Raw genomic sequence first — 19,348 nt, 5'->3', positions numbered from 1 at the left:
CTTTATGTTTTAAAGAAGGCTTTTATTTTTGGATCATTGGAAGAAGAAAGTTCTTGGAAACTTCCTTGGGCATAATTAATTCCATCTACCAGTAGAATCATTCTGTTGGCAATAACACGAGCGCAATCAACATCATGTGTTATAATTAAAGAAGAAGTATTGTATGTGTTTTGAATGGATTTCATTAAATCTATTATTTCTTTAGATGTTATCGGATCAAGACCCGTGGTAGGCTCATCATAAAGAATTATTTTAGGCCGAAGTATGAGGGTTCTGGCTAGCGCAACTCTTCTTTTCATTCCACCTGAAAGTTCCTCAGGCATTAGGTCAATGGTGTGTAATAGTCCTACATTGGTAAGTGCTTCTTCAACAAGAGGGGTAGTGTCGGTTATGCCTTCAAATTTCTTTAGGTGACGTCGTAACGGAAATTCTAGATTTTCTCTCACTGACATGGAATCATATAGAGCGCTTCCTTGGAAAAGAAAACCAATATCAGTCCTAATTTGATTGAGCTCTTCACGACCTATATGTATCATATTTCTACCCATTACTTCTATACTGCCACTATCAGGTGTTTCTAGTCCTACAAGGCATTTTATCATTACTGATTTACCTGAACCCGATTTACCCATAATGACAAGATTTTCACCTTCATATAGGTCCATGTTAAAACCATTTAATACATGGTTGTCTCCAAACTTTTTATAAAGGTTTTCAATGTGTATGACTTTATGTTGGTGGTTAATGCTCATAAATCATAAAAAATATCCGTTAGTAATACGGCTACAAAATCAATGATAAAAATGCACATAGAAGCTATTACCACCGCTGAGTTAGCTGCCAATCCAACACCAGCCGTCCCTTTTTTACAATAGTATCCTTTGTAACAGCCCACAAGACCAATGGCAAAACCAAAAAAGAAAGATTTTAGAGTAGCTGGTAATAAATCTCCAAACTCCAATGCATCAAAAACCTGATTGTAATATAATTGAAATGACACATTCCCCTTAATATTTTCAACTAAATAGGAGGCGTAAATTGCAATGGCATCGCCTAGGATAATTAGTAGAGGCAACATAAGGGTCGCTGCACTAATACGTGTTACCACTAAATATTTGAATGGATTGGTTCCAGAAACTTCCATGGCGTCAATTTGTTCGGTAACTCGCATAGAGCCTAATTCTGCTCCTATTCCTGAGCCAATTCGTCCGGCACATATCAATGCAGTAATAATAGGGCCAATTTCTCGAATAATTGAAATGCTTACCATGGAAGGCATCCAAGCTACTGCTCCAAAATCTTCTAAGGTTGGCCTTGATTGCAAAGTGAAAACAAGCCCTATGATGAATCCGGTTATACCAACTAAAAGAAAAGATCGGTTACCTAAATGGTAGCATTGTTTCAAAAATTCATTAAACTCAAAGGGAGGTTTTCTAATTTCTTTTAAATAGCGCCATGAAAAGTAGCTGAGTTCACCCACCTCGTGAAAAAAGGACCTTAAAGAGTACACAATTTTGGAAAAATACAGCATAGGATGAGCGCCTTTGGCAGTTGGTTGTGCTTCTCAAAGTTAAGATTAATCTGCTGATTTTAATAGCTTTTCATCAGGAAATTGAAGTGTAATTAATACAAAAAGATGATTAATATCGATGTCTTGTGTTTATAAGACAATGGACTTTGGTTTTTAATTACAATGCTAATAGTATGAAGGTATAAAAATAAAAAAAACACGTTCAACAGACGGGAGGGACTTAAATGAAAGCCAAATCTACACCGCTAAGAATATCAAACGTGTTTTCTAATAACCAAAGATAGATATAAAAAGGAAAACTTCAAAAAAACTAGTTTAAGCGATTAAAGTGATTAATTTATGAGAACTAGTGTTGAATTTCAGGGAAGTACGATTATCTCTTTAATACAATGCAGATGCTAGTGATACTATTAAAAATTCACTTAAAAACAGCTAATGTATTTGCTATCTTTAAAAGAAAAAACCCTTGTCAAAAAACAAGGGTTTTGTAGCGAAGACGGGAGTTGAACCCGTGACCTCAGGGTTATGAATCCTGCGCTCTAACCGACTGAGCTACCTCGCCAAGACTCGCAATTCCTGATTGCGGCTGCAAATATAGAACTAAATTTATATACCGCAAACCTTATGGCAAAAAAAATATTTTTAATTCTTTTCTTTCTTTGCTATTAATTAAGTCCTATATTGTTCAACAGAAATAAACAAGCTATGCACAATAAAGTAAAATACGAAATGGAATTTACATTCCAATCTTCCCCTCAATTGCTATATCAATATATTTCAACACCTTCAGGTCTTTCAGAATGGTTTGCTGATAATGTCAATTCTCGTGGAGAGGTATATACATTCATATGGGATGATGCTGAAGAACAAGCCAAGCTGTTACGTAAAAAGGGAGATGAATTGGTGAAATTTCGCTGGATAGAAGCCGAAGATGATACATTTTTCGAAATGCGAATTGTAGTTGATGAAATAACCAAAGACGTTTCTCTTATTATAACTGATTTTACAGAAGAGGACGAGGTTGATGAAGCTAAAATGCTATGGGAAAATCAAATCTCAGATCTTAAACATGTTTTAGGTTCTTTGTAGTTTATTACCATGATAAAAAGTATCTTTGCCTTGAATTTTTCAAGGCTTTTTTTATGATTAATCTCAATGGTAACCTAGCACAAGAGACGGAAGTATTAACCAGTAACAATAGAGCATTTAAGTTTGGAGATGGTGTTTTTGAAACACTTAAATCGGTAAATGGGAGGCTGTTGTTTTGGGAACCACATTACCTTAGACTGATGGCTAGTATGCGTATTATGCGTATGGAAATTCCTATGAATTTTACTTTAGAGTTTTTGCAAGAGGAAATTCAAAAGGTGTTGGATGCTAATGAACTTGCCGACCAACCTGCCAGGGTACGTCTTACTGTTTTTCGAAATGAAGGAGGTCTTTATTTACCTTTAACTAATGAAGTAAGTTATTTAATCGAGGCTACTGCTTTAAGTTCTCCATTTTATACACTTTCTCAGAATTCTTATGAGGTAGATTTATTTAAAGATTTTTATGTTAATGCTGATCTATTATCCACTATAAAGACTAATAATAAAGCTTTGCATGTGGTAGGAAGTATTTTTGCTCATGAAAATGAGTTGGATAATTGCTTACTACTAAATAATCATAAAAATGTGGTTGAAGCTCTTAATGGAAACTTATTCTTAGTGAATGGTTCTGTAATTAAAACTCCACCACTTTCAGAAGGTTGTATGAACGGCATTATTCGGAAGGAGCTCATTAAAATCATCGAAAAGACTGAAGGCTTGACATTGGAGGAAACTCCTATTTCTCCATTTGAACTTCAGAAGGCGGATGAGTTGTTTATGACAAATACTATAATTGGAATCAGGCCTATTACAAAATATAGAAAAAAGGAGTTTTCGAGTCAGGTAGCCCAACAATTGGTAGGTAAATTAAATGCTATTGCACGTTTGTCTTAATTGAAATTGGGATTCTCTGGTGCGTTAGACCATAACATGTAATCCCCACCTAGTTCCAGCATTTTTTCTTTCCAGAATGAAAGAGCACTCTTTTTGATGAGATTACTTTTGTAGCAATTTTCTGTTACAACCCAAGAGTTTACAGATAGTTCATCCTCAAGTTGACTTGCTTGCCACCCTGAATAACCAAGGAAGAATTTAATGTCTTTTTCTTTTATGGTGTCTTTATTGATTTGTTGTAGTGCTACATTAAAATCGCCTCCCCAGTATATACCATTAGAAATCTCAATGCTATCCGGAATTAATTCGGGTACACGATGAATAAAATAGAGATTATCCTGTTCTACAGGGCCTCCATTATAAACCTTAAATGGTTTTGATATTTCTGGAACCAATTCGTTCAAACGAAATTGTAGCGGTTTGTTTAGGATAAATCCAATAGAACCCTCCTGGGAATGATCTGCTAATAGCACAACGGACCTATTAAAGGAAACGTCTCCAATAATAGATGGTTCGGCAATTAGCAAATGTCCTTTCTGGGGTTTTAGAGCTACCATAAATGAGGGATTTTATGTTAAATTTAACATTTTTTGAATTAAAAAAAAATTTTTATTTGTAAAAATGTGAATAAAAAATGTCTCCTTTTTAGGGGAGACATCTTTAATACTTTTCTATGGTGGAGATTAGTTTACAGCGTTAGAAAGCTCAGCTCCAGCCTTAAACTTAACAACCTTTTTAGCAGCAATTTTGATAGTCTTTCCAGTTTGTGGGTTTCTACCTTCTCTTGCAGATCTTTCAGATACAGCCCAAGAACCAAATCCTACTAATGATACTCTATTACCTTTTTTCAATGATTGTCCAACATTGTCTAAGAAAGACTCTAATGCTTTTTTTGCGGCAGCTTTTGTGATGCCGGCATCAGCAGCCATTGCATCGATTAATTCTGTTTTGTTCATAAGTTTAAAATTTAGAATTGTTTGGTTAAACATTTGTTTTAAAAGCTACACAAATTTATACGGATATTCTTACCATGCAAGTAAAATCAAGGGAAATCGAGGTTTTTGTTAATAACTTTGAGCCATTGTTAATAAACTTTACCGTTTATCGGTATTTTTTAATAAAGTCAGTAAACATAAGGCTTTACAGAGCTTTTGCGTCCGATTGGAACTCAAATCCATTTAAAACATCTTTAATGTTCATTTTTCGTTTTCCTGGAAGTTGGATTTCTTTTAAAATTATAAAACCATCATTTGCAGCAATTCGGACTTCTTTTTTGAATTGCAAAATAGAACCGGGAATAAGTGAATGTTCTTCTCTAAGCGGTGTTGCTTCATATATTTTCATATTAAATGTATTGCCTCCTTGGGAAACATTGGTCCATGCTGTCGGGTAAGGACTCATACCACGAATAAGGGCATCAATGTCTTCTACAGTAGCATTCCACTGAACATGACAGGTGTCTTTGTGTATTTTATGGGCTGTCCGCAGTTCTTCATGCTGAGGTTGAATTGTAGTTTCTACTTTTTCTTCGCTAATAAGGTGTAAAGTGTCTTCTACTACTTTGGCCCCCAAGTGCATTAATTTATCGTGAAGGCTTCCAGCAGTTTCCTCAGCTGTAATGGGTAGTGATTCTTGAAGAATCATTGCTCCTGTGTCAATGTGTTCATCAATAAAGAATGTAGTAACTCCGGTTTCTTTTTCCTTGTTAATTATGGCCCAGTTAATAGGAGCGGCTCCTCTGTATTGTGGTAAAAGGGAAGCATGAAGGTTAAAGGTCCCTTTAGAAGGCATGCTCCATACGGCCTTGGGCAGCATTCGAAAGGCGACCACAACAAAGACATCGGCATTCAATGCTTGTAATTCAGAAAGGAAAGTTTCGTCTTTTAGGTTGGTAGGCTGTAAAAGAGTTAGTCCCTGTTCAACAGCGAAAGTTTTAACGGGGGATTCCTGAACTTTTTGTCCTCTTCCTGCTGGTTTGTCTGGTACAGTCACCACACCCACAACTTCATGATTGTTGGTAATAATTGATTTTACAATTTCTAAGGCAAAATGGGGAGTACCCATAAATACAATTCGCAATTTTTTGGACATGGTATTTATATGTTTAATGTATAATAATTTTTATCAGTAAGACTTATTTTTTGCTGGTGTAGTAAGTGCTGCACTACCTGTATAATGTGGTCTTCCTTATAAGGGAGGAGTTCAATTAATTTGTTTGCTTGTATTTGCTGTTTTTTGAGGTGTCTAATAATATCCTCGGTTATGATTGTTTGTATAGTAGAGGGAAGTGTTTGCTTTTTTTGAATACAAGTTGAACATATTCCACAATCCGAATTTTCGGTTTGACCAAAATAGGTGAGTAGTAGCTTGCTACGACATTCATTTTCATTATTTAGGTATTGAAGCATAGCCTCCATTTGATGTTCTTTTTGGAGATTTTGGGTTTCAATACTTTTGGCAATCATGTTTATTGTCTTGTCATCCTCACGTGGTGTGAGAAATGTGATTTCAGCATCTGTACTTTCGCCTTGATACTGTATGATGGCATCCTTTTCGAGTTGTTCAAGGAGTCTAAAAATATAGGATTCCTCTAGCCTTGATTTAGTGGCAATCAATTCTATATTAATAGGGGTAGGGTTGTCAAAAACACCGGCATAGGTACGTAATATTGTTTGTACCATAGATTGCATCCTGGGATTGTTATCAAGGTAGACAAATAATTGTTGACTGGACACAAGACATTGGATAGTTGCCTTGCGATGAAAATGTTCTGAGAATGCGAGTATTGAATGACGATCAAGTGTTTTTAATGCGTTGTATGCCATAAGTGCACTAAATTGGTAGGTGCTACAAAAGGTTGGAAAATGGAATGAAAAGCTTTGACCTTCACCTTCACCATACGATATTTGAAAGTAGTTAGTTAGTTTTCGATAGAGAACTTTGATAAAACTTACCGAAGGCGTGGTGTTTAAAAACTGTGTTTTAAGATGTTTTTTTTCATCCTCTTGTGTGAATAAAACAGCATAAGATTTTGCACCGTCACGTCCTGCCCGTCCAGCTTCCTGAAAGTAATTTTCTATACTTTCAGGTATGGAAAAGTGTATAACGGTTCGTACATTAGGTTTGTTGATACCCATGCCAAATGCATTGGTCGCAACCATTACTTGTACTTTTTCAGATAACCATTGTTTTAAACGAGTGTTCTTTTCTTCGGTAGAAAGTCCTCCATGAAAGAAGGTAGCTGTAAATCCTTTTGATTGTAAATAGTTGGTAAGTTGTTCTGTAGCATTTCTACTTCGGACATAAACTATAGAGGATTCAGGGTTTTTAGTGAGAATTTTTTCTAAATGGATCTGTTTGTCTTCCACTTGGAAAACCATATAGGCTAAATTGGCTCTGTTTAATGAGGTTGAAGTTTTAAAGGGATCCTTCATCTGCAGGTTATCCTCAATATCCGCTACTACTTTTCTAGTGGCGGTTGCAGTAAGAGCAATGAGTGGAACATTTGGAAACCATTCTTTTAATATTTTACAGTTTCTATAGGCAGGTCGGAAGTCATTTCCCCATTGCGAAATACAATGTGCTTCGTCAATAGCAATAAGGTTTACTGGCATTTGCTTTAGACGTTCCTGTACAAGCTCTTGTTGAAGTCTCTCAGGTGAAAGGTAGATGAATTTGTAATTTCCATAGATGCCATTATCTAACGCAGTGTCTAAGTCATAATAGGAAAGTCCCCCAGCAAGATTTAGCGCTTTTATACCTTTAGTTTTTAAGTCATCTACTTGGTCTTTAATTAGGGCTATTAAAGGTGAAATTACCACACATATTCCTTCACGTGCCATGGCGGGTACTTGGTAGCACAGTGACTTACCACCACCTGTGGGCAATATGGCTATAGTATCTTTTCCGTTTAATACAGCCTCTATAATATTTTCTTGCTCCCCTCTAAAGGCAGGGTATTGCCAATATGTACGTAATATGTCAAGGGGAGTCTTCATTCTTACAAATGCTTGATAATAAATGACACTCGATCTTCTACAGTACCTGTTGGGACTTCAACTAGGTTATATCCAAATCGTCTATAGGTGTTTTCGAGATGGTCATGAATGGCAATGGCTTGCTCAAAACTTTCATAGCGCTCACTATCCGAGGTGTAAATAGCCTGCCAAGGGGGAAGTAAAAAAACGGTATCATAGGAATTCTGCTGACAAGCCTTGCTGAAATGCGCTGGATAGGAGTCACCAATGTAATCCATGTAAGCAATAACATCTGGGATTCCCCTGTCTAAGAAAACCAAGTGGTTTGAATGTTTCTCAGCCTCGATATATTGTTTGATACGCCCTTCTAGTAATTTTTCACTGAAAAGAATAGGGTCTTCCAAGAATAATTGTTCAATGCCTAATTTGCGAGCTTCTAGCGTCACTTGCCTTGATATCTCAGGAAAACAAACATACCCCAATTCTGTAAGAGAATCAATAACCGAAGTTTTTCCGGTGCTGGGACCGCCTGTTATAACTATTTTACGATGACTCATAGAAATATAAATAGCCAGCAAAAATACGGAATAGCAGTTGCAGTACAAAAAAAGCTTGCCATGAGTAGGCAGGAAGCAGTAAGCACTTAATTATTTAAACTTAAACCGTATCTTTGTACCTTTAAAATTACTATTTTTTTAGAATATGAATCATCACAGAGACGAGGAAGAATTTTATGCAAGTTTAAAAGAAAAGTTGACCAACAGTACTTTGTGGCCATCAGAGTATTTGTATAAATTCATAATTCCTAATGTTGAAGAACGTATTCAACAATTGCAAAAGGTCTTTGATAATAAGGGGGCTGCAATTACTACAAAAAAATCTTCCTCTGGGAATTATATAAGTTTTTCGGTGAATCTTCGTCTGAAGAATCCTGATGAAGTTATTAAAATCTATAAAGAGGTGAGTACCATAGAAGGAATTGTTTCGTTATAAGTAGGGAAGCAACCTTTTTTTTACTATTTTGCATACGCAATATAGCAACTTCACAAAACAAAAAAAACACAATTGTGGTAGAGCATTTAGAATACAATACCGAACGTAAACGCTTGGTCATTCCAGAATATGGGCGCCATATTCAGAAGATGATTGAGGATACTGTGCAGATTCAAGATCGCGAAGAACGTAATAAAGTGGCGCAAGCCATTATAACCGTTATGGGAAATCTCAATCCTCACTTACGAGATGTGCCTGATTTTCAACATAAATTATGGGATCAATTATTTATCATCTCCAATTTTGAATTGGATGTTGATTCTCCTTATCCCAAACCTTCAAGAGAAGCCTTGGAGGCGAGACCTGATCCACTAAATTATCCTCAGAATTTCCCTAAATACCGATTTTATGGGAACAATATCAAGCGCATGATAGATGTGTGTAATAGTTGGGAAGAAGGAGATTTAAAAACGGCCTTGAAGTATACCATTGCCAACCATATGAAAAAAAGTTTCCTTACCTGGAACAAAGATACCGTGGAAGATGAGGTTATCTTACAGCATTTGTTTGAGTTAAGTGGAGGAAGAATTCAGATGGAAAATTTTGAAGAAAATTTAGCCCAGACCAGTGATTTAATGCGCGTAAATAACAAGCAACCTCACTACAATAAAAATAATGCCAATAAAAAGAAATCCAAGGGGCATCAAAAATACCAACGGAAGCAATCTAAATAAAGCGATACACAAAAAATTCTGAAAACTTTTCATGGGAACGTTTAAAATAGAAGGAGGCCATCAGCTTAAAGGGGAGATAACTCCTCAAGGAGCAAAGAATGAAGCCTTACAAATATTATGTGCCGTATTACTAACGGGCGAAAAAGTGACAATTCATAATATACCTGATATTGTAGATGTCAATAAACTGATCGTCCTATTGGGTAATCTAGGTGTAAAAATTAAGAAAAACGGTAAAGGTTCCTATACATTTCAAGCGGATGAAGTTAACCTTTCATATTTAGAATCTAGTCAGTTTAAGGATGAAGGAAAAGGGCTTAGAGGATCTATTATGATTGTAGGTCCGTTGTTGGCTCGTTTTGGTAAGGGATATATTCCGAAGCCTGGTGGCGATAAGATTGGACGTCGTCGTTTGGATACTCACTTCGAAGGATTTATCAACCTTGGAGCTACTTTTCGCTATAACAAAGAGGAGTATTTTTATGGAGTAGAGGCGAAGCGTCTAAAAGGTGCTTATATGCTTCTTGATGAAGCTTCTGTAACGGGAACTGCCAATATTGTAATGGCAGCTGTGCTGGCCCAGGGAATAACAACTATTTATAATGCCGCCTGTGAGCCTTATCTGCAGCAGCTTTGTAATATGCTTAATAGAATGGGTGCAAAAATCAGTGGTATTGGCTCTAACTTACTAACTATAGAAGGCGTAGATAGTTTGGGAGGTTGTGAGCATACCATGCTTCCGGATATGATAGAAATAGGTAGTTGGATTGGATTGGCAGCAATGACTCAAAGCGAGCTGACTATTAAAAATGTTGGTTGGGAACATTTGGGTCAAATTCCTAATGTCTTTAAAAAGTTAGGAATAACACTTGAACGTAAAGGGGATGATATCTACATTCCTGCACATACTGATGGGTATGAAATTCAAAACTATATAGACGGTTCGATTCTTACCATTTCAGATGCTCCTTGGCCAGGATTTACTCCGGATTTATTAAGTATAATTCTTGTGGTTGCAACCCAGGCCAAAGGGGAAGTGTTAGTACACCAGAAAATGTTCGAGAGCCGTTTGTTTTTTGTAGATAAGTTAATTGATATGGGGGCGAAAATCATTTTGTGTGATCCACATCGTGCTACAGTTATTGGGCATAATTTTACTTCTCAGTTAAAGGCTACTGTGATGACTTCTCCTGATATTAGGGCTGGAATATCATTACTTATAGCGGCTTTATCCGCTAAGGGCACATCAACTATCCATAATATTGAACAGATAGATAGAGGATACGAAAATATAGATGAGCGCTTAAGAGCTATTGGCGCTAAAATTATTCGAGTAGATTAAATAGATAAATTAAGGGATAAAAAAAAGAGGCACTTGCCTCTTTTTTTTATGATATAGTTCAGCTGTTAGGTATTCCAGAAAAACCAATAAAGTACAAATAGTATTCCTGAGATTATCACTGATCCAATATTGAAAATAGTGCTTGTTGCAAACATACCTTTTTCAATTTCTGCAGTACCCGCACCTTTTTCTTTAGGCTTGGTAAGTAAACTAATGGCAATCATTACCAAGGCTAAAATTAAAAAGACATAGCCCATACGATCTAGGAATGGAGCGTCCGTTGTTACCTTTAATAACCATGAGACAGGGAAGGTAAGTAATGAAGTGGCAAGAGCTGCCGTTGGTGTAGCACGTTTCCAAAACAAACCAGCAAGGAAAATAACACAAACACCAGGAGTAGCAAACCCTGTAAATTCTTGAATGAATTGGAATGCTTGGTCTAATTGTCCTAGTAATGGGTAGGCCACAGAAGTAGCAATGATTAACGCAACAACCGCTACTAATCGTCCTAAGGTTACTAGCTTGGTTTCAGAAATGGCTGGATTGATATTCTTTTTGTAAATATCCATACAGAATATGGTAGAGGTAGAGTTCAGCATGGATGATAATGAAGAAACAATGGCTGCAATTAAAGCTGCGAAAGCCAGCCCTTTTATCCCTGAGGGAATAAAGTTGTGTAATAACCAAGGATATGCTTCATCTGACTTTTGGATGATATGTGAAGGATCAATTCCGTATTCAGCAGGATTTTGATTAATAAGGAATGCAGCGATACCAGGTACAACAACTAGGAAAGGAATAAGTAGTTTTAGGAAACCTGCAAACAATAGCCCGTTTTGCGCATCTGTAATGCTTTTTGCCGCCAATCCACGTTGAATGATATACTGATTAAAGCCCCAATAGGAGAAATTCGCTATGAGCATTCCACCCACTAATACACCAATACCAGGTAAGTCAAGATAAGCATCCTTTGTTCCACCACTTCCATCGGGAATCATTAACTGTCCAGGCTCTAAAATCATATCAAAGTGTTCTGGGATTTCTTGATATAGTTTGGTAAGACCTGCCCAAATCCCTTCTCCTCCCGATACCGCTTGAAGTGTAAGGTATGAAGTGATGAAACCTCCAGCAATCAAGAAAATAACTTGAATCACATCGGTCCACGCTACCGCCTTTAATCCGCCGTATAATGAATATACCAAAGAGAAGATAGCCAAGCCAATCATTCCATAATGCATAGGTACACCCATAATGGTCTTCATTGCTAAAGCTCCTAAATACACCACAGAGGTAAGGTTTACAAAGACATATATTAATAACCAAATGGTTGCCATTACGGAGCGCACTCGATGGTCAAATCGCATCTCAAGGTATTGTGGCATGGTATAAATACCATTTTTAATAAAAATAGGAAGCATAAATTTGGCAACCACTATCAAGGTTAATGCTGCCATCCATTCATAAGATGAAATGGCCAGTCCTACAGCGAAGCCTGATCCAGACATACCAATAAATTGTTCTGCCGAAATATTAGAAGCAATAAGTGAGGCACCAATAGCCCACCAGGGCAAAGATTTACTTGCCAAGAAGTAATCAACTGCTTCTTTTTTATGACCTTTTTTCTCCCTGGAAACCCAAAGACCTACTCCTATGATAAGAAGGCCGTAAAGGATGAAAACTACATAATCTAATGTGGAAAATGATTGATTCATATACGTTGTTTTTTATAATGTATGGTAGATTGCTCTCGTAATAATTGTGCGCTTCTCTCTGGGGTAATGTCCCGCTGAGATTCTGCTAACATTTCATAACCCACCATGAATTTTTTGACGGAAGCCGATCTTAAAAGGGGTGGGTAAAAATGCATATGGAAATGCCATTCAGGGTGTTCCTTTCCATCTGTTGGTGCTTGGTGAATTCCAGCTGAGTATGGGAAGGAAGTTTCAAATAGATTGTCGTATTTGATGGTAAGCTGTTGTAGTATCTCTGCAAAGGCAAGTTGTTCTTCTTTGGTCATTTCTGTAATATTACTAATTGCTCTATTACTAATGATCATAGTTTCAAATGGCCAAGTAGCCCAATATGGAACCAGTGCTGTGAAGAAGTCATTTCGAACTACGATACGTTCTTCTGCATTGGTTTCTTCCGTAAGGTAGTCCTCTAATAAGGTACGTTGATGTTTTTGAAAATAAGCATTAAGTTGAGTGGCTACTTTAGCAACTTTTGTTGGAAGTGTGTGCTGAGCCCAAATTTGACCATGAGGATGTGGATTACTACACCCCATAATACTTCCTTTATTTTCAAATATCTGAACGTAGTTAATTTCTTCTATGGCACCAAGGGTACGATACTCATGAATCCAGGTTTGAACTACTTTAGTGAGTTGAGACACTTCCATTTCAGGAATGGTAAGGTTGTGTTTAGGTGAAAAACACACCACTCTGCAAATACCGTATTCGGGTTGAAATTTGAAAAAACTAGTTGAAGCAACTTCAGGTTGGGCAATTATTTCATTTTTTAACGCGGCAAAGTCATTGTCGAATACATAGCTGTCTTCATAGTCAGGATTTGCTATTCCATTGGCACGAATATTTCCCGGACATAGATAGCAAGTATCATCGTAATCGGGGCGATTATCGGCTGGAGTCTTTTCTTGCTGACCCTGCCAAGGGCGTTTGGCTCTATGAGGAGAGACCAAAATCCATTCGTCTTGTAAAGGGTTAAAGCGTTTATGAGGATGTTCGGTAGGGTCGAATAAAATCATGTGTCTAATTTATAGAATTATTTCTTGCACACCACCACCTATGGAAACTTCGTAAATAGTTGGGGCATAGCCTATTTTGTTAAAATATTGATTTGAGATGTGGGTTTTGTAGTCTTCAACTCGGTTATTTTCAACCAAAGCGATAGCGCAACCTCCAAAACCGGCACCTGTCATCCTACAGCCAACCACTCCTGAAAAAGCAATGCTTTCAAGATAGATTGTATCAAGTTCCAATCCGGTAACCTCATAATCGTTCATCAGCGATTCATGTGAAGCATTCATCAATTGGCCAAATTCAATAATGTTATTTTGCTTGAGTGCTTGTGCACTTTGATGCACCCGTTGGTTTTCATAAATAACGTGTTTTACCCTTTGTTGCATTTCCGGAGTGAGCATTTCTTTATGATTCTCAAAGAAATCTTCTGGAATCGTACATAAACTCGAGAAGGATCCTTTTTGATTAAAAATCTTTAATGCGGCTTCACAAGTAGCTCTACGCTCATTATATTTAGAAGCCGCTAAGGTTCTTTGTTTGTTTGTGTTAAGAACAAGTAACGTGTGATCCTTTAATTGAAAAGGAATATAGTTGAATTCTAAGGTTTCACAGTCAAGTACCAACGCATGGTTGGCTTTTCCCATGGCAATTGAAAACTGATCCATTATACCACAATTTACCCCCACAAAATTGTTTTCAACCTCCTGTGAAAGTAATGCAATTTGGGTAGTGCCATAGGATACATTGTATAGTGTTTTAATAGCATAAGCCGTAACTACCTCAATGGATGCAGATGAAGAAAGACCGGCTCCATTTGGTATATTCCCGTAGAAAAGAAATTCCATGCCTCCGGGTTCCAATCCTTTTTGAGTGAAATAGTCCACTACTCCTAAGGGGTAATTTACCCAATAGTCTTTATTCTTTGTATAGGAGTTTTGAATTGGAATTTCAAAAGTATCTTCTGGAAAGTTGAGACTACTAAATTTCAGAACGGGCTCTTCGGTTCGTTTAATTGCTAAATAAGTTCCATGTGTTATAGCGCATGGCATAACGAGTCCACCATTGTAATCGATATGTTCACCGATGAGATTAACTCGTGCCGGAGCAAAAAATAATCGATCAAAATCGTGATTATATCGAGAACGAAATTCTTGTTGTAATAATGTTTGCATGATTAAAAAATAAATTCAAAAATCGTATACCTACTGTATTTTTCTTGTGGGGTCAGATAGTTATTAGGGAAATTGGGCTGGTTAGGAGCGTCAGAATAACCTTGTGCTTCAAAACATATTCCACTTAATGGCCCCATAGCGTTTCGATTTTTAGGGTGAAGAACGGGAATGTAATCACCAGTGTAAATGTGTATTATCGGATTATCAGTATATACATTCATTAGTATGTCGTAGCCTTCATGGAAGAGCGATCCAACTTTCCCAGGTGTTGAAGGAATGAAGGAATGATCAATTGATGGGATGACTTGTTTTGCTTCTCTAAAATCAAGAGGGCTACCCTCTACATTTTTTGTTGTTCCAAATGGAATTAATTCGTCATCCACAGGAATATAATGATCAGCCTCTAATTGTAATACATGGGAAGTTACAGGTCCTTTGGCGTTATTAAAGTTAAAGTAGGCATGTTGAGTTAAATTAAGCAATGTTGTGGCATCCGTCTGGGCTTCATAGGTAACTTTAAGTTCATTCGTATTTGATAGACTGTAAGTTACTTCTACAGTAATATTTCCTGGATAACCTTCATGACCGTCAGGGCTAAAATGCTCTAGTTTGACAAAAGGATTAGGTTGTGCTCCATAATCCACAACTTTCCATACCATACTGTCAAACCCTTTAAAACCTCCATGAAGTTGATGCTTTCCATGGTTTACAGTCAGTTGCCACATATGACCTTCAAGGGGACAGTTACCATTTTGAATTCTCCCTGCATTTCGACCTATAAGAGCTCCAAGGTAGGGATAGTTTTTTCGATAGTCTTCAGATAGATATTCTTCTAAGGTATTGAATCCTAGTGTGGTTTCTATTAGTTCATCGTTTTTAGGAACCTGTATGGAAGTGATTATTCCACCGTAATTTGTAATACTTACGTTCATTCCATTGGAATTTGAGAGCATGAATAGCCAAATGGGTTGTTCTTCGATGGTTCCAAATGGTTGTTTTTTTATAGAAGGGATCATGAGAATTATTTTTCAGTTTAAAAGTACAAATTCAAAAGAGTTAAAACATACCGGTACCCACCAGTTGGTAAATTTTGTATCTTGCCACCATGTTGACATCAAAAGCATTTGAGAATTCTAATTTGCAAAAGTATAAGCAGATTATCGTGGCGGTTCAAGAGGCTATTAGTAATGGAGCCCTCAAGAAAGGGGATAAGTTGCCTTCTGTAAATACCATTTGTGAAGCACATGATTTTTCTCGGGACACAGTCCTTACAGCATATGCAGCTTTAAAAAATAAAGGTGTTATTGTAGGTGTTCCTGGAAAAGGATATTACATAAAGAGCGTTAAAACGGATTATAAGCAGCGTGTTTTTTTGTTGTTTGATGAACTTAACGCTTTTAAAGAAGTGCTTTATAATTCTTTTTTAGAAGCCCTAGGAGAAGCAGCTGAAGTTGATATTTTCGTGCATCATTTTAATCCTGTGATGTACAAAAAACTAATTGAAGAGAGTGCTGGTAGTTATGATGCGTATGCTATTATGCCTGCCAATTTACCCAACGCCTTGGAACCCATTAAATTATTGCCTGCTAAACAGGTGTATCTTTTGGATCAAGTACGCGAATCTGGTACCGACTCTTATGGAGCTGTTTATCAACATTTTTCTAAAGATATCAGCAAGGCATTATATTCCGGAATGGACCTATTAAAAAAGTACGAGCGTCTTGTTCTAGTGTTTGACAGACGAAAGGAACCTTTAGGTATGCAAGAAGGATTTATTCGTTTTTGTACTATGTTTTCATTCTCTTATGAAGTAACAGCTGAATTTCAGTCCAATTTATTAAAGCCATCAAGTGTGTATATACTACCAAATGATAACGACCTAGTACACTTACTTAAAGCTGCTAAAACACAGAAGTTAATAGTAGGTGAGGATATAGGTGTTATTTCTTATAATGATACACCTTTAAAGGAAGTAGTAGCCGAAGGTATTACCACAATTTCAACTGATTTTAAAGCTATGGGATCCTTATTGGCAACAATGATTAAACACAAAAATAGTTCTCAGATTGCCAATGAATCGTCCTTAATTATTCGGAATTCATTATAAACTATATAACCGAAAGAGCCTCCTTATAGGTGGCTAAACAACGTTCTCTTGCAAAGGAATGGTCTACAATTGGGTGTGGATAGGTAAATTCATTGATATCGACTACCCATTTATGAATGTATTTTTTATCGGAATCAAATTTTTTAAGCTGTTCTGTGGGATTAAAAATCCTGAAGTAGGGTGCAGCGTCTACACCACAACCGGCAACCCATTGCCAGTTACCTATATTGCTCGCTATTTCGTAGTCAAGTAATTTTTCTGCAAAGTAAGCCTCCCCCCATCTCCAGTCAATTAATAAGTGTTTGCACAGAAAACTTGCCACAACCATTCGCACTCTATTGTGCATATATCCCGTTTTGTTAAGTTCCCTCATCCCTGCATCCACTAGAGGATATCCGGTTTTACCCTCACACCATGCCTTGAACTCTTCAGGATTGTTTCTCCATTTAATAGTGTCATAAGCTGGTTTAAAACTTTTAGTAATCGTATGAGGAAAATGCCATAAAATACTGCTGAAAAATTCCCTCCATATTAATTCATTTAAAAATATTTCCTGTTTTGAAGATGCATAGGCCAATCGAACTAACTTTCGGATACTGAGAGTGCCAAATCTAAGATGAGGACCTAGTACGCTCCCTTTAATGGAAGGGGTATTGCGAGTTAGAGCGTAGGTATCTAAAAATTCTGTGTCAATATTGTATGATTCAACTTGATGGGTTGGCGTTGTAAGCTCAATTTCTGTCATAGATACTCTAGGTAATGAGTCCATTTGCAGCAGCTTACTTAGTTCGCTATCAGAGGGGTGAACTAGCGGTTTTTGTGTTGCATAATTTTCTTTCCACTTTTTCATAAAAGGGGTGTAAACAACATAAGGAGATCCATCAGGTTTGCATACTTCATTTTTCGCAAAGATCAATTGATCTTTAAATGAGTATAAAGGGATATTATGTACACTAAGCAGTGCGGAAACCATTTGGTCTCTTTCAATAGATGCAGGTTCATAGTCTTCATTAGTATAGACACCCTGGATATCAAATTCTTTTAGAAGATGATTGAAAACAGATTCAACCGTTCCGTAATATTGTGCAATTCCCCGGTTCTCTATAGAAACTAGTTTGTTTAATTCCTGAAGTTTGTTATAAATAAAATGCACTCTGGAATCATTCTCCGGGAACTGGGATAAAATTTCAGGGTCGAATATAAAAATAGGAAGTACTGGGAAATTACTTTGAAGTGCGTGCCATAATGCCGTGTGGTCATCCCAACGTAAGTCCCTTCTAAACCAACAAATCGATATACGTAATTTAGTGTTCATAGGATCCAAAAAGTTCTATGAGTTTTTTTGATCTGTATTCAAAAATGTGCCTTAATTTTTTTCTAACTAGGAAGGTATTTAAAATTTTCCCGATAAAGCCATAAGGCATAGCGTAATGAACAATATCCTCGACAAGTACACCGTTTTTGATGGGTTTGATAAAGTGTTGATGATGCCATAGCTTATAAGGGCCTATACGCTGTTCATCTACAAAAAAACTATTATCGGTAACATGAGTGATTTCGGTAACCCATAAAACTTTAATTCCTTTAAAAGGTGAAACGTAGTAGGAAATTAGTTGACCTGCATACATTGGTTTTGGTTTACCATTTAATATCCTGAAGTTCATGTGAGTTGGTGTCATGGTGGATAAATTTTCAGGACGTGAAAAAAAATCCCAGGCCTTTTCCATCGGGATGGGTAGTTCAACTGTCTTGTGTATTGAATACATATAAATTATTTTGTTTAACAAAAATACAAAAAGAATAAACAAAAATAAGAAAGACTATTTTCTTTAAGGTTTTGTTAACATATAAGCAATTCAAGAAATAGTAATTTAGTTGTCCAAACAATAAACCACTACTAACATGAAAAAACTAGTATTATTTACGCTGTTATTATCCGGTTGCCTTGCATGGTCTCAAATAGAGGCACCACAACCAAGTCCTGCAGCTAAAGTGGAACAAAAAGTAGGACTTACTGATGTGACCTTGAATTATTCTCGACCTTCCATGAAGGGACGTGTTGTTTTTGGAAATTTAGTTCCTTATGATGTAATGTGGCGTACTGGAGCGAATGCTAATTCAGTAGTGACATTCAGTGATGAAGTAACCATAGGTGGTAAAACGTTGAAAAAAGGAAGTTATGCTGTGTTTACAAAGCCTTCGGCAGGGTCATGGAGTGTTTATTTTTATGCGGACACCAATAATTGGGGAATGCCTGCTAACTGGGATGATTCCAAAGTGGCAGCTATGATAAATGTACCAGTTCAAAAATCAAGCATACCTACAGAGACTTTTACAATGGAAATAGGAGATGTTTCTAATAATGGAGCAACACTTCATATTCGTTGGGAAAATACACATGTTTCCGTTCCATTTATGGTACCAACAGAATCAAAGACGCTTGCCAATATAAACAAAGTTTTGGCAGGTCCATCTTCTGGAGATTATTACACAGCAGCAGTTTATTATTTAGAAGAAGGTAAGGATATTGCTAAAGCGAAGGAGTGGATGGATAAGGCCATTTCAATGAGTCCTTCACCACAATTTTGGCAATACAGACAACAGTCTCTTATATATGCAAAAGCTGGATTGAAAAAAGAAGCCATTGAAATTGCTAAAAAATCATTACAAATGGCTGAGGCAGCAGGTAATGCTGATTATGTAAAAATGAATAAGGATTCCTTAAAAGAATGGGGTGCTAAATAAAGC

The 19,348-nt window shown here is 36.8% G+C and carries 20 protein-coding genes and 1 tRNA gene; 7 read left to right on the top strand and 14 right to left on the bottom strand.

Annotated elements, in window-relative coordinates:
- Window positions 1-2: 2 nt before the first annotated feature.
- The 3 genes from PT603_RS06625 to PT603_RS06615 form a co-directional block, all read right to left on the bottom strand.
- Window positions 3-752, bottom strand: coding sequence for an ABC transporter ATP-binding protein (locus tag PT603_RS06625; protein WP_008240741.1), 750 nt, complete (start codon window positions 750-752; stop codon window positions 3-5).
- Window positions 749-1,531 carry an MlaE family ABC transporter permease gene (locus PT603_RS06620; protein ID WP_008240739.1) on the bottom strand — a complete coding sequence of 261 codons (783 nt, stop codon included), beginning with the start codon at window positions 1,529-1,531 and terminating at the stop codon, window positions 749-751. Before PT603_RS06620 ends, PT603_RS06625 begins: the two co-directional genes overlap by 4 nt.
- 488 nt (window positions 1,532-2,019) lie before the next feature.
- A tRNA-Met gene (locus tag PT603_RS06615) sits at window positions 2,020-2,093 on the bottom strand.
- A 143-nt stretch (window positions 2,094-2,236) separates the two neighbouring features.
- On the opposite strand from PT603_RS06615, the gene PT603_RS06610 reads away from it, so the two are divergent.
- Both PT603_RS06610 and PT603_RS06605 read left to right on the top strand, forming a co-directional pair.
- Window positions 2,237-2,620 carry an START-like domain-containing protein gene (locus tag PT603_RS06610; RefSeq protein WP_008240737.1) on the top strand — a complete coding sequence of 128 codons (384 nt, stop codon included), beginning with the start codon at window positions 2,237-2,239 and terminating at the stop codon, window positions 2,618-2,620.
- Window positions 2,621-2,673: 53 nt separating this feature from the next.
- A complete protein-coding gene (locus PT603_RS06605) occupies window positions 2,674-3,516 on the top strand; it encodes an aminotransferase class IV (protein WP_008240734.1) in 843 nt (280 codons plus the stop codon).
- On the opposite strand, the gene PT603_RS06600 is transcribed toward PT603_RS06605, so the two are convergent.
- The 5 genes from PT603_RS06600 to PT603_RS06580 form a co-directional block, all read right to left on the bottom strand.
- Entirely contained in the window at window positions 3,513-4,073 is a 561-nt protein-coding gene (locus PT603_RS06600) for a YqgE/AlgH family protein (protein ID WP_008240731.1), read from the bottom strand. The two genes, PT603_RS06605 and PT603_RS06600, sit on opposite strands and share 4 nt — an antisense overlap.
- A gap of 126 nt (window positions 4,074-4,199) precedes the next feature.
- On the bottom strand, window positions 4,200-4,505 hold the full coding sequence (locus PT603_RS06595; RefSeq protein ID WP_162097731.1) for an HU family DNA-binding protein: 306 nt from the start codon (window positions 4,503-4,505) through the stop codon (window positions 4,200-4,202).
- Between the two features lie 151 nt (window positions 4,506-4,656).
- On the bottom strand, window positions 4,657-5,607 hold the full coding sequence (fmt, locus tag PT603_RS06590) for a methionyl-tRNA formyltransferase (RefSeq protein WP_008240728.1): 951 nt from the start codon (window positions 5,605-5,607) through the stop codon (window positions 4,657-4,659).
- A gap of 5 nt (window positions 5,608-5,612) precedes the next feature.
- Window positions 5,613-7,514 (bottom strand): RecQ family ATP-dependent DNA helicase, encoded by a 1,902-nt coding sequence (locus PT603_RS06585; protein ID WP_008240726.1) that lies wholly within the window; start codon window positions 7,512-7,514, stop codon window positions 5,613-5,615.
- A 2-nt stretch (window positions 7,515-7,516) separates the two neighbouring features.
- Window positions 7,517-8,050, bottom strand: a complete 534-nt coding sequence (locus PT603_RS06580; RefSeq protein WP_008240724.1) for an AAA family ATPase — start codon at window positions 8,048-8,050, stop codon at window positions 7,517-7,519.
- A gap of 145 nt (window positions 8,051-8,195) precedes the next feature.
- Between PT603_RS06580 and PT603_RS06575 the strand changes: the two genes are divergently transcribed.
- The 3 genes from PT603_RS06575 (at window position 8,196) to murA (ending at window position 10,562) form a co-directional block, all read left to right on the top strand.
- Window positions 8,196-8,486, top strand: a complete 291-nt coding sequence (locus PT603_RS06575; RefSeq protein WP_008240721.1) for a DUF493 family protein — start codon at window positions 8,196-8,198, stop codon at window positions 8,484-8,486.
- Window positions 8,487-8,560: 74 nt separating this feature from the next.
- Window positions 8,561-9,220 carry a DUF4290 domain-containing protein gene (locus PT603_RS06570; RefSeq protein WP_008240719.1) on the top strand — a complete coding sequence of 220 codons (660 nt, stop codon included), beginning with the start codon at window positions 8,561-8,563 and terminating at the stop codon, window positions 9,218-9,220.
- Between the two features lie 31 nt (window positions 9,221-9,251).
- On the top strand, window positions 9,252-10,562 hold the full coding sequence (murA, locus tag PT603_RS06565) for a UDP-N-acetylglucosamine 1-carboxyvinyltransferase (protein WP_008240718.1): 1,311 nt from the start codon (window positions 9,252-9,254) through the stop codon (window positions 10,560-10,562).
- A 65-nt stretch (window positions 10,563-10,627) separates the two neighbouring features.
- Here murA and PT603_RS06560 read toward each other — a convergent pair whose 3' ends face one another.
- From PT603_RS06560 to PT603_RS06545, 4 genes are read right to left on the bottom strand one after another with little or no spacing between them, the layout of a single operon-like run.
- On the bottom strand, window positions 10,628-12,274 hold the full coding sequence (locus PT603_RS06560; RefSeq protein WP_008240716.1) for a sodium/sugar symporter: 1,647 nt from the start codon (window positions 12,272-12,274) through the stop codon (window positions 10,628-10,630).
- On the bottom strand, window positions 12,271-13,326 hold the full coding sequence (locus PT603_RS06555) for a UDP-glucose--hexose-1-phosphate uridylyltransferase (protein WP_008240715.1): 1,056 nt from the start codon (window positions 13,324-13,326) through the stop codon (window positions 12,271-12,273). Before PT603_RS06555 ends, PT603_RS06560 begins: the two co-directional genes overlap by 4 nt.
- A 9-nt stretch (window positions 13,327-13,335) precedes the next feature.
- Entirely contained in the window at window positions 13,336-14,493 is a 1,158-nt protein-coding gene (locus PT603_RS06550) for a galactokinase (RefSeq protein WP_008240712.1), read from the bottom strand.
- Window positions 14,494-14,495: 2 nt separating this feature from the next.
- The gene (locus tag PT603_RS06545; RefSeq protein WP_008240710.1) at window positions 14,496-15,509 is read right to left on the bottom strand and encodes an aldose epimerase family protein; all 1,014 of its coding nucleotides are present in this window, start codon (window positions 15,507-15,509) and stop codon (window positions 14,496-14,498) included.
- 89 nt (window positions 15,510-15,598) lie between these two features.
- On the opposite strand from PT603_RS06545, the gene PT603_RS06540 reads away from it, so the two are divergent.
- Window positions 15,599-16,600 carry a GntR family transcriptional regulator gene (locus tag PT603_RS06540; protein WP_008240707.1) on the top strand — a complete coding sequence of 334 codons (1,002 nt, stop codon included), beginning with the start codon at window positions 15,599-15,601 and terminating at the stop codon, window positions 16,598-16,600.
- A gap of 1 nt (window position 16,601) precedes the next feature.
- Here the strand turns inward: PT603_RS06540 and PT603_RS06535 are convergent, their stop codons facing one another.
- The gene (locus PT603_RS06535; protein ID WP_008240706.1) at window positions 16,602-17,915 is read right to left on the bottom strand and encodes a cryptochrome/photolyase family protein; all 1,314 of its coding nucleotides are present in this window, start codon (window positions 17,913-17,915) and stop codon (window positions 16,602-16,604) included.
- On the bottom strand, window positions 17,905-18,366 hold the full coding sequence (locus PT603_RS06530; RefSeq protein ID WP_008240703.1) for an SRPBCC family protein: 462 nt from the start codon (window positions 18,364-18,366) through the stop codon (window positions 17,905-17,907). Before PT603_RS06530 ends, PT603_RS06535 begins: the two co-directional genes overlap by 11 nt.
- A gap of 136 nt (window positions 18,367-18,502) precedes the next feature.
- Between PT603_RS06530 and PT603_RS06525 the strand changes: the two genes are divergently transcribed.
- Window positions 18,503-19,345 carry a DUF2911 domain-containing protein gene (locus tag PT603_RS06525; RefSeq protein WP_008240701.1) on the top strand — a complete coding sequence of 281 codons (843 nt, stop codon included), beginning with the start codon at window positions 18,503-18,505 and terminating at the stop codon, window positions 19,343-19,345.
- Window positions 19,346-19,348 lie beyond the last annotated feature (3 nt).

The sequence above is a fragment of the Imtechella halotolerans genome (assembly GCF_028743515.2).
Taxonomy (GTDB): Bacteria; Bacteroidota; Bacteroidia; order Flavobacteriales; family Flavobacteriaceae; genus Imtechella; species Imtechella halotolerans.
The sequence above is the reverse complement of the archived record's forward strand: the minus strand, read 5'-3'. Positions and strand labels throughout refer to the sequence as shown.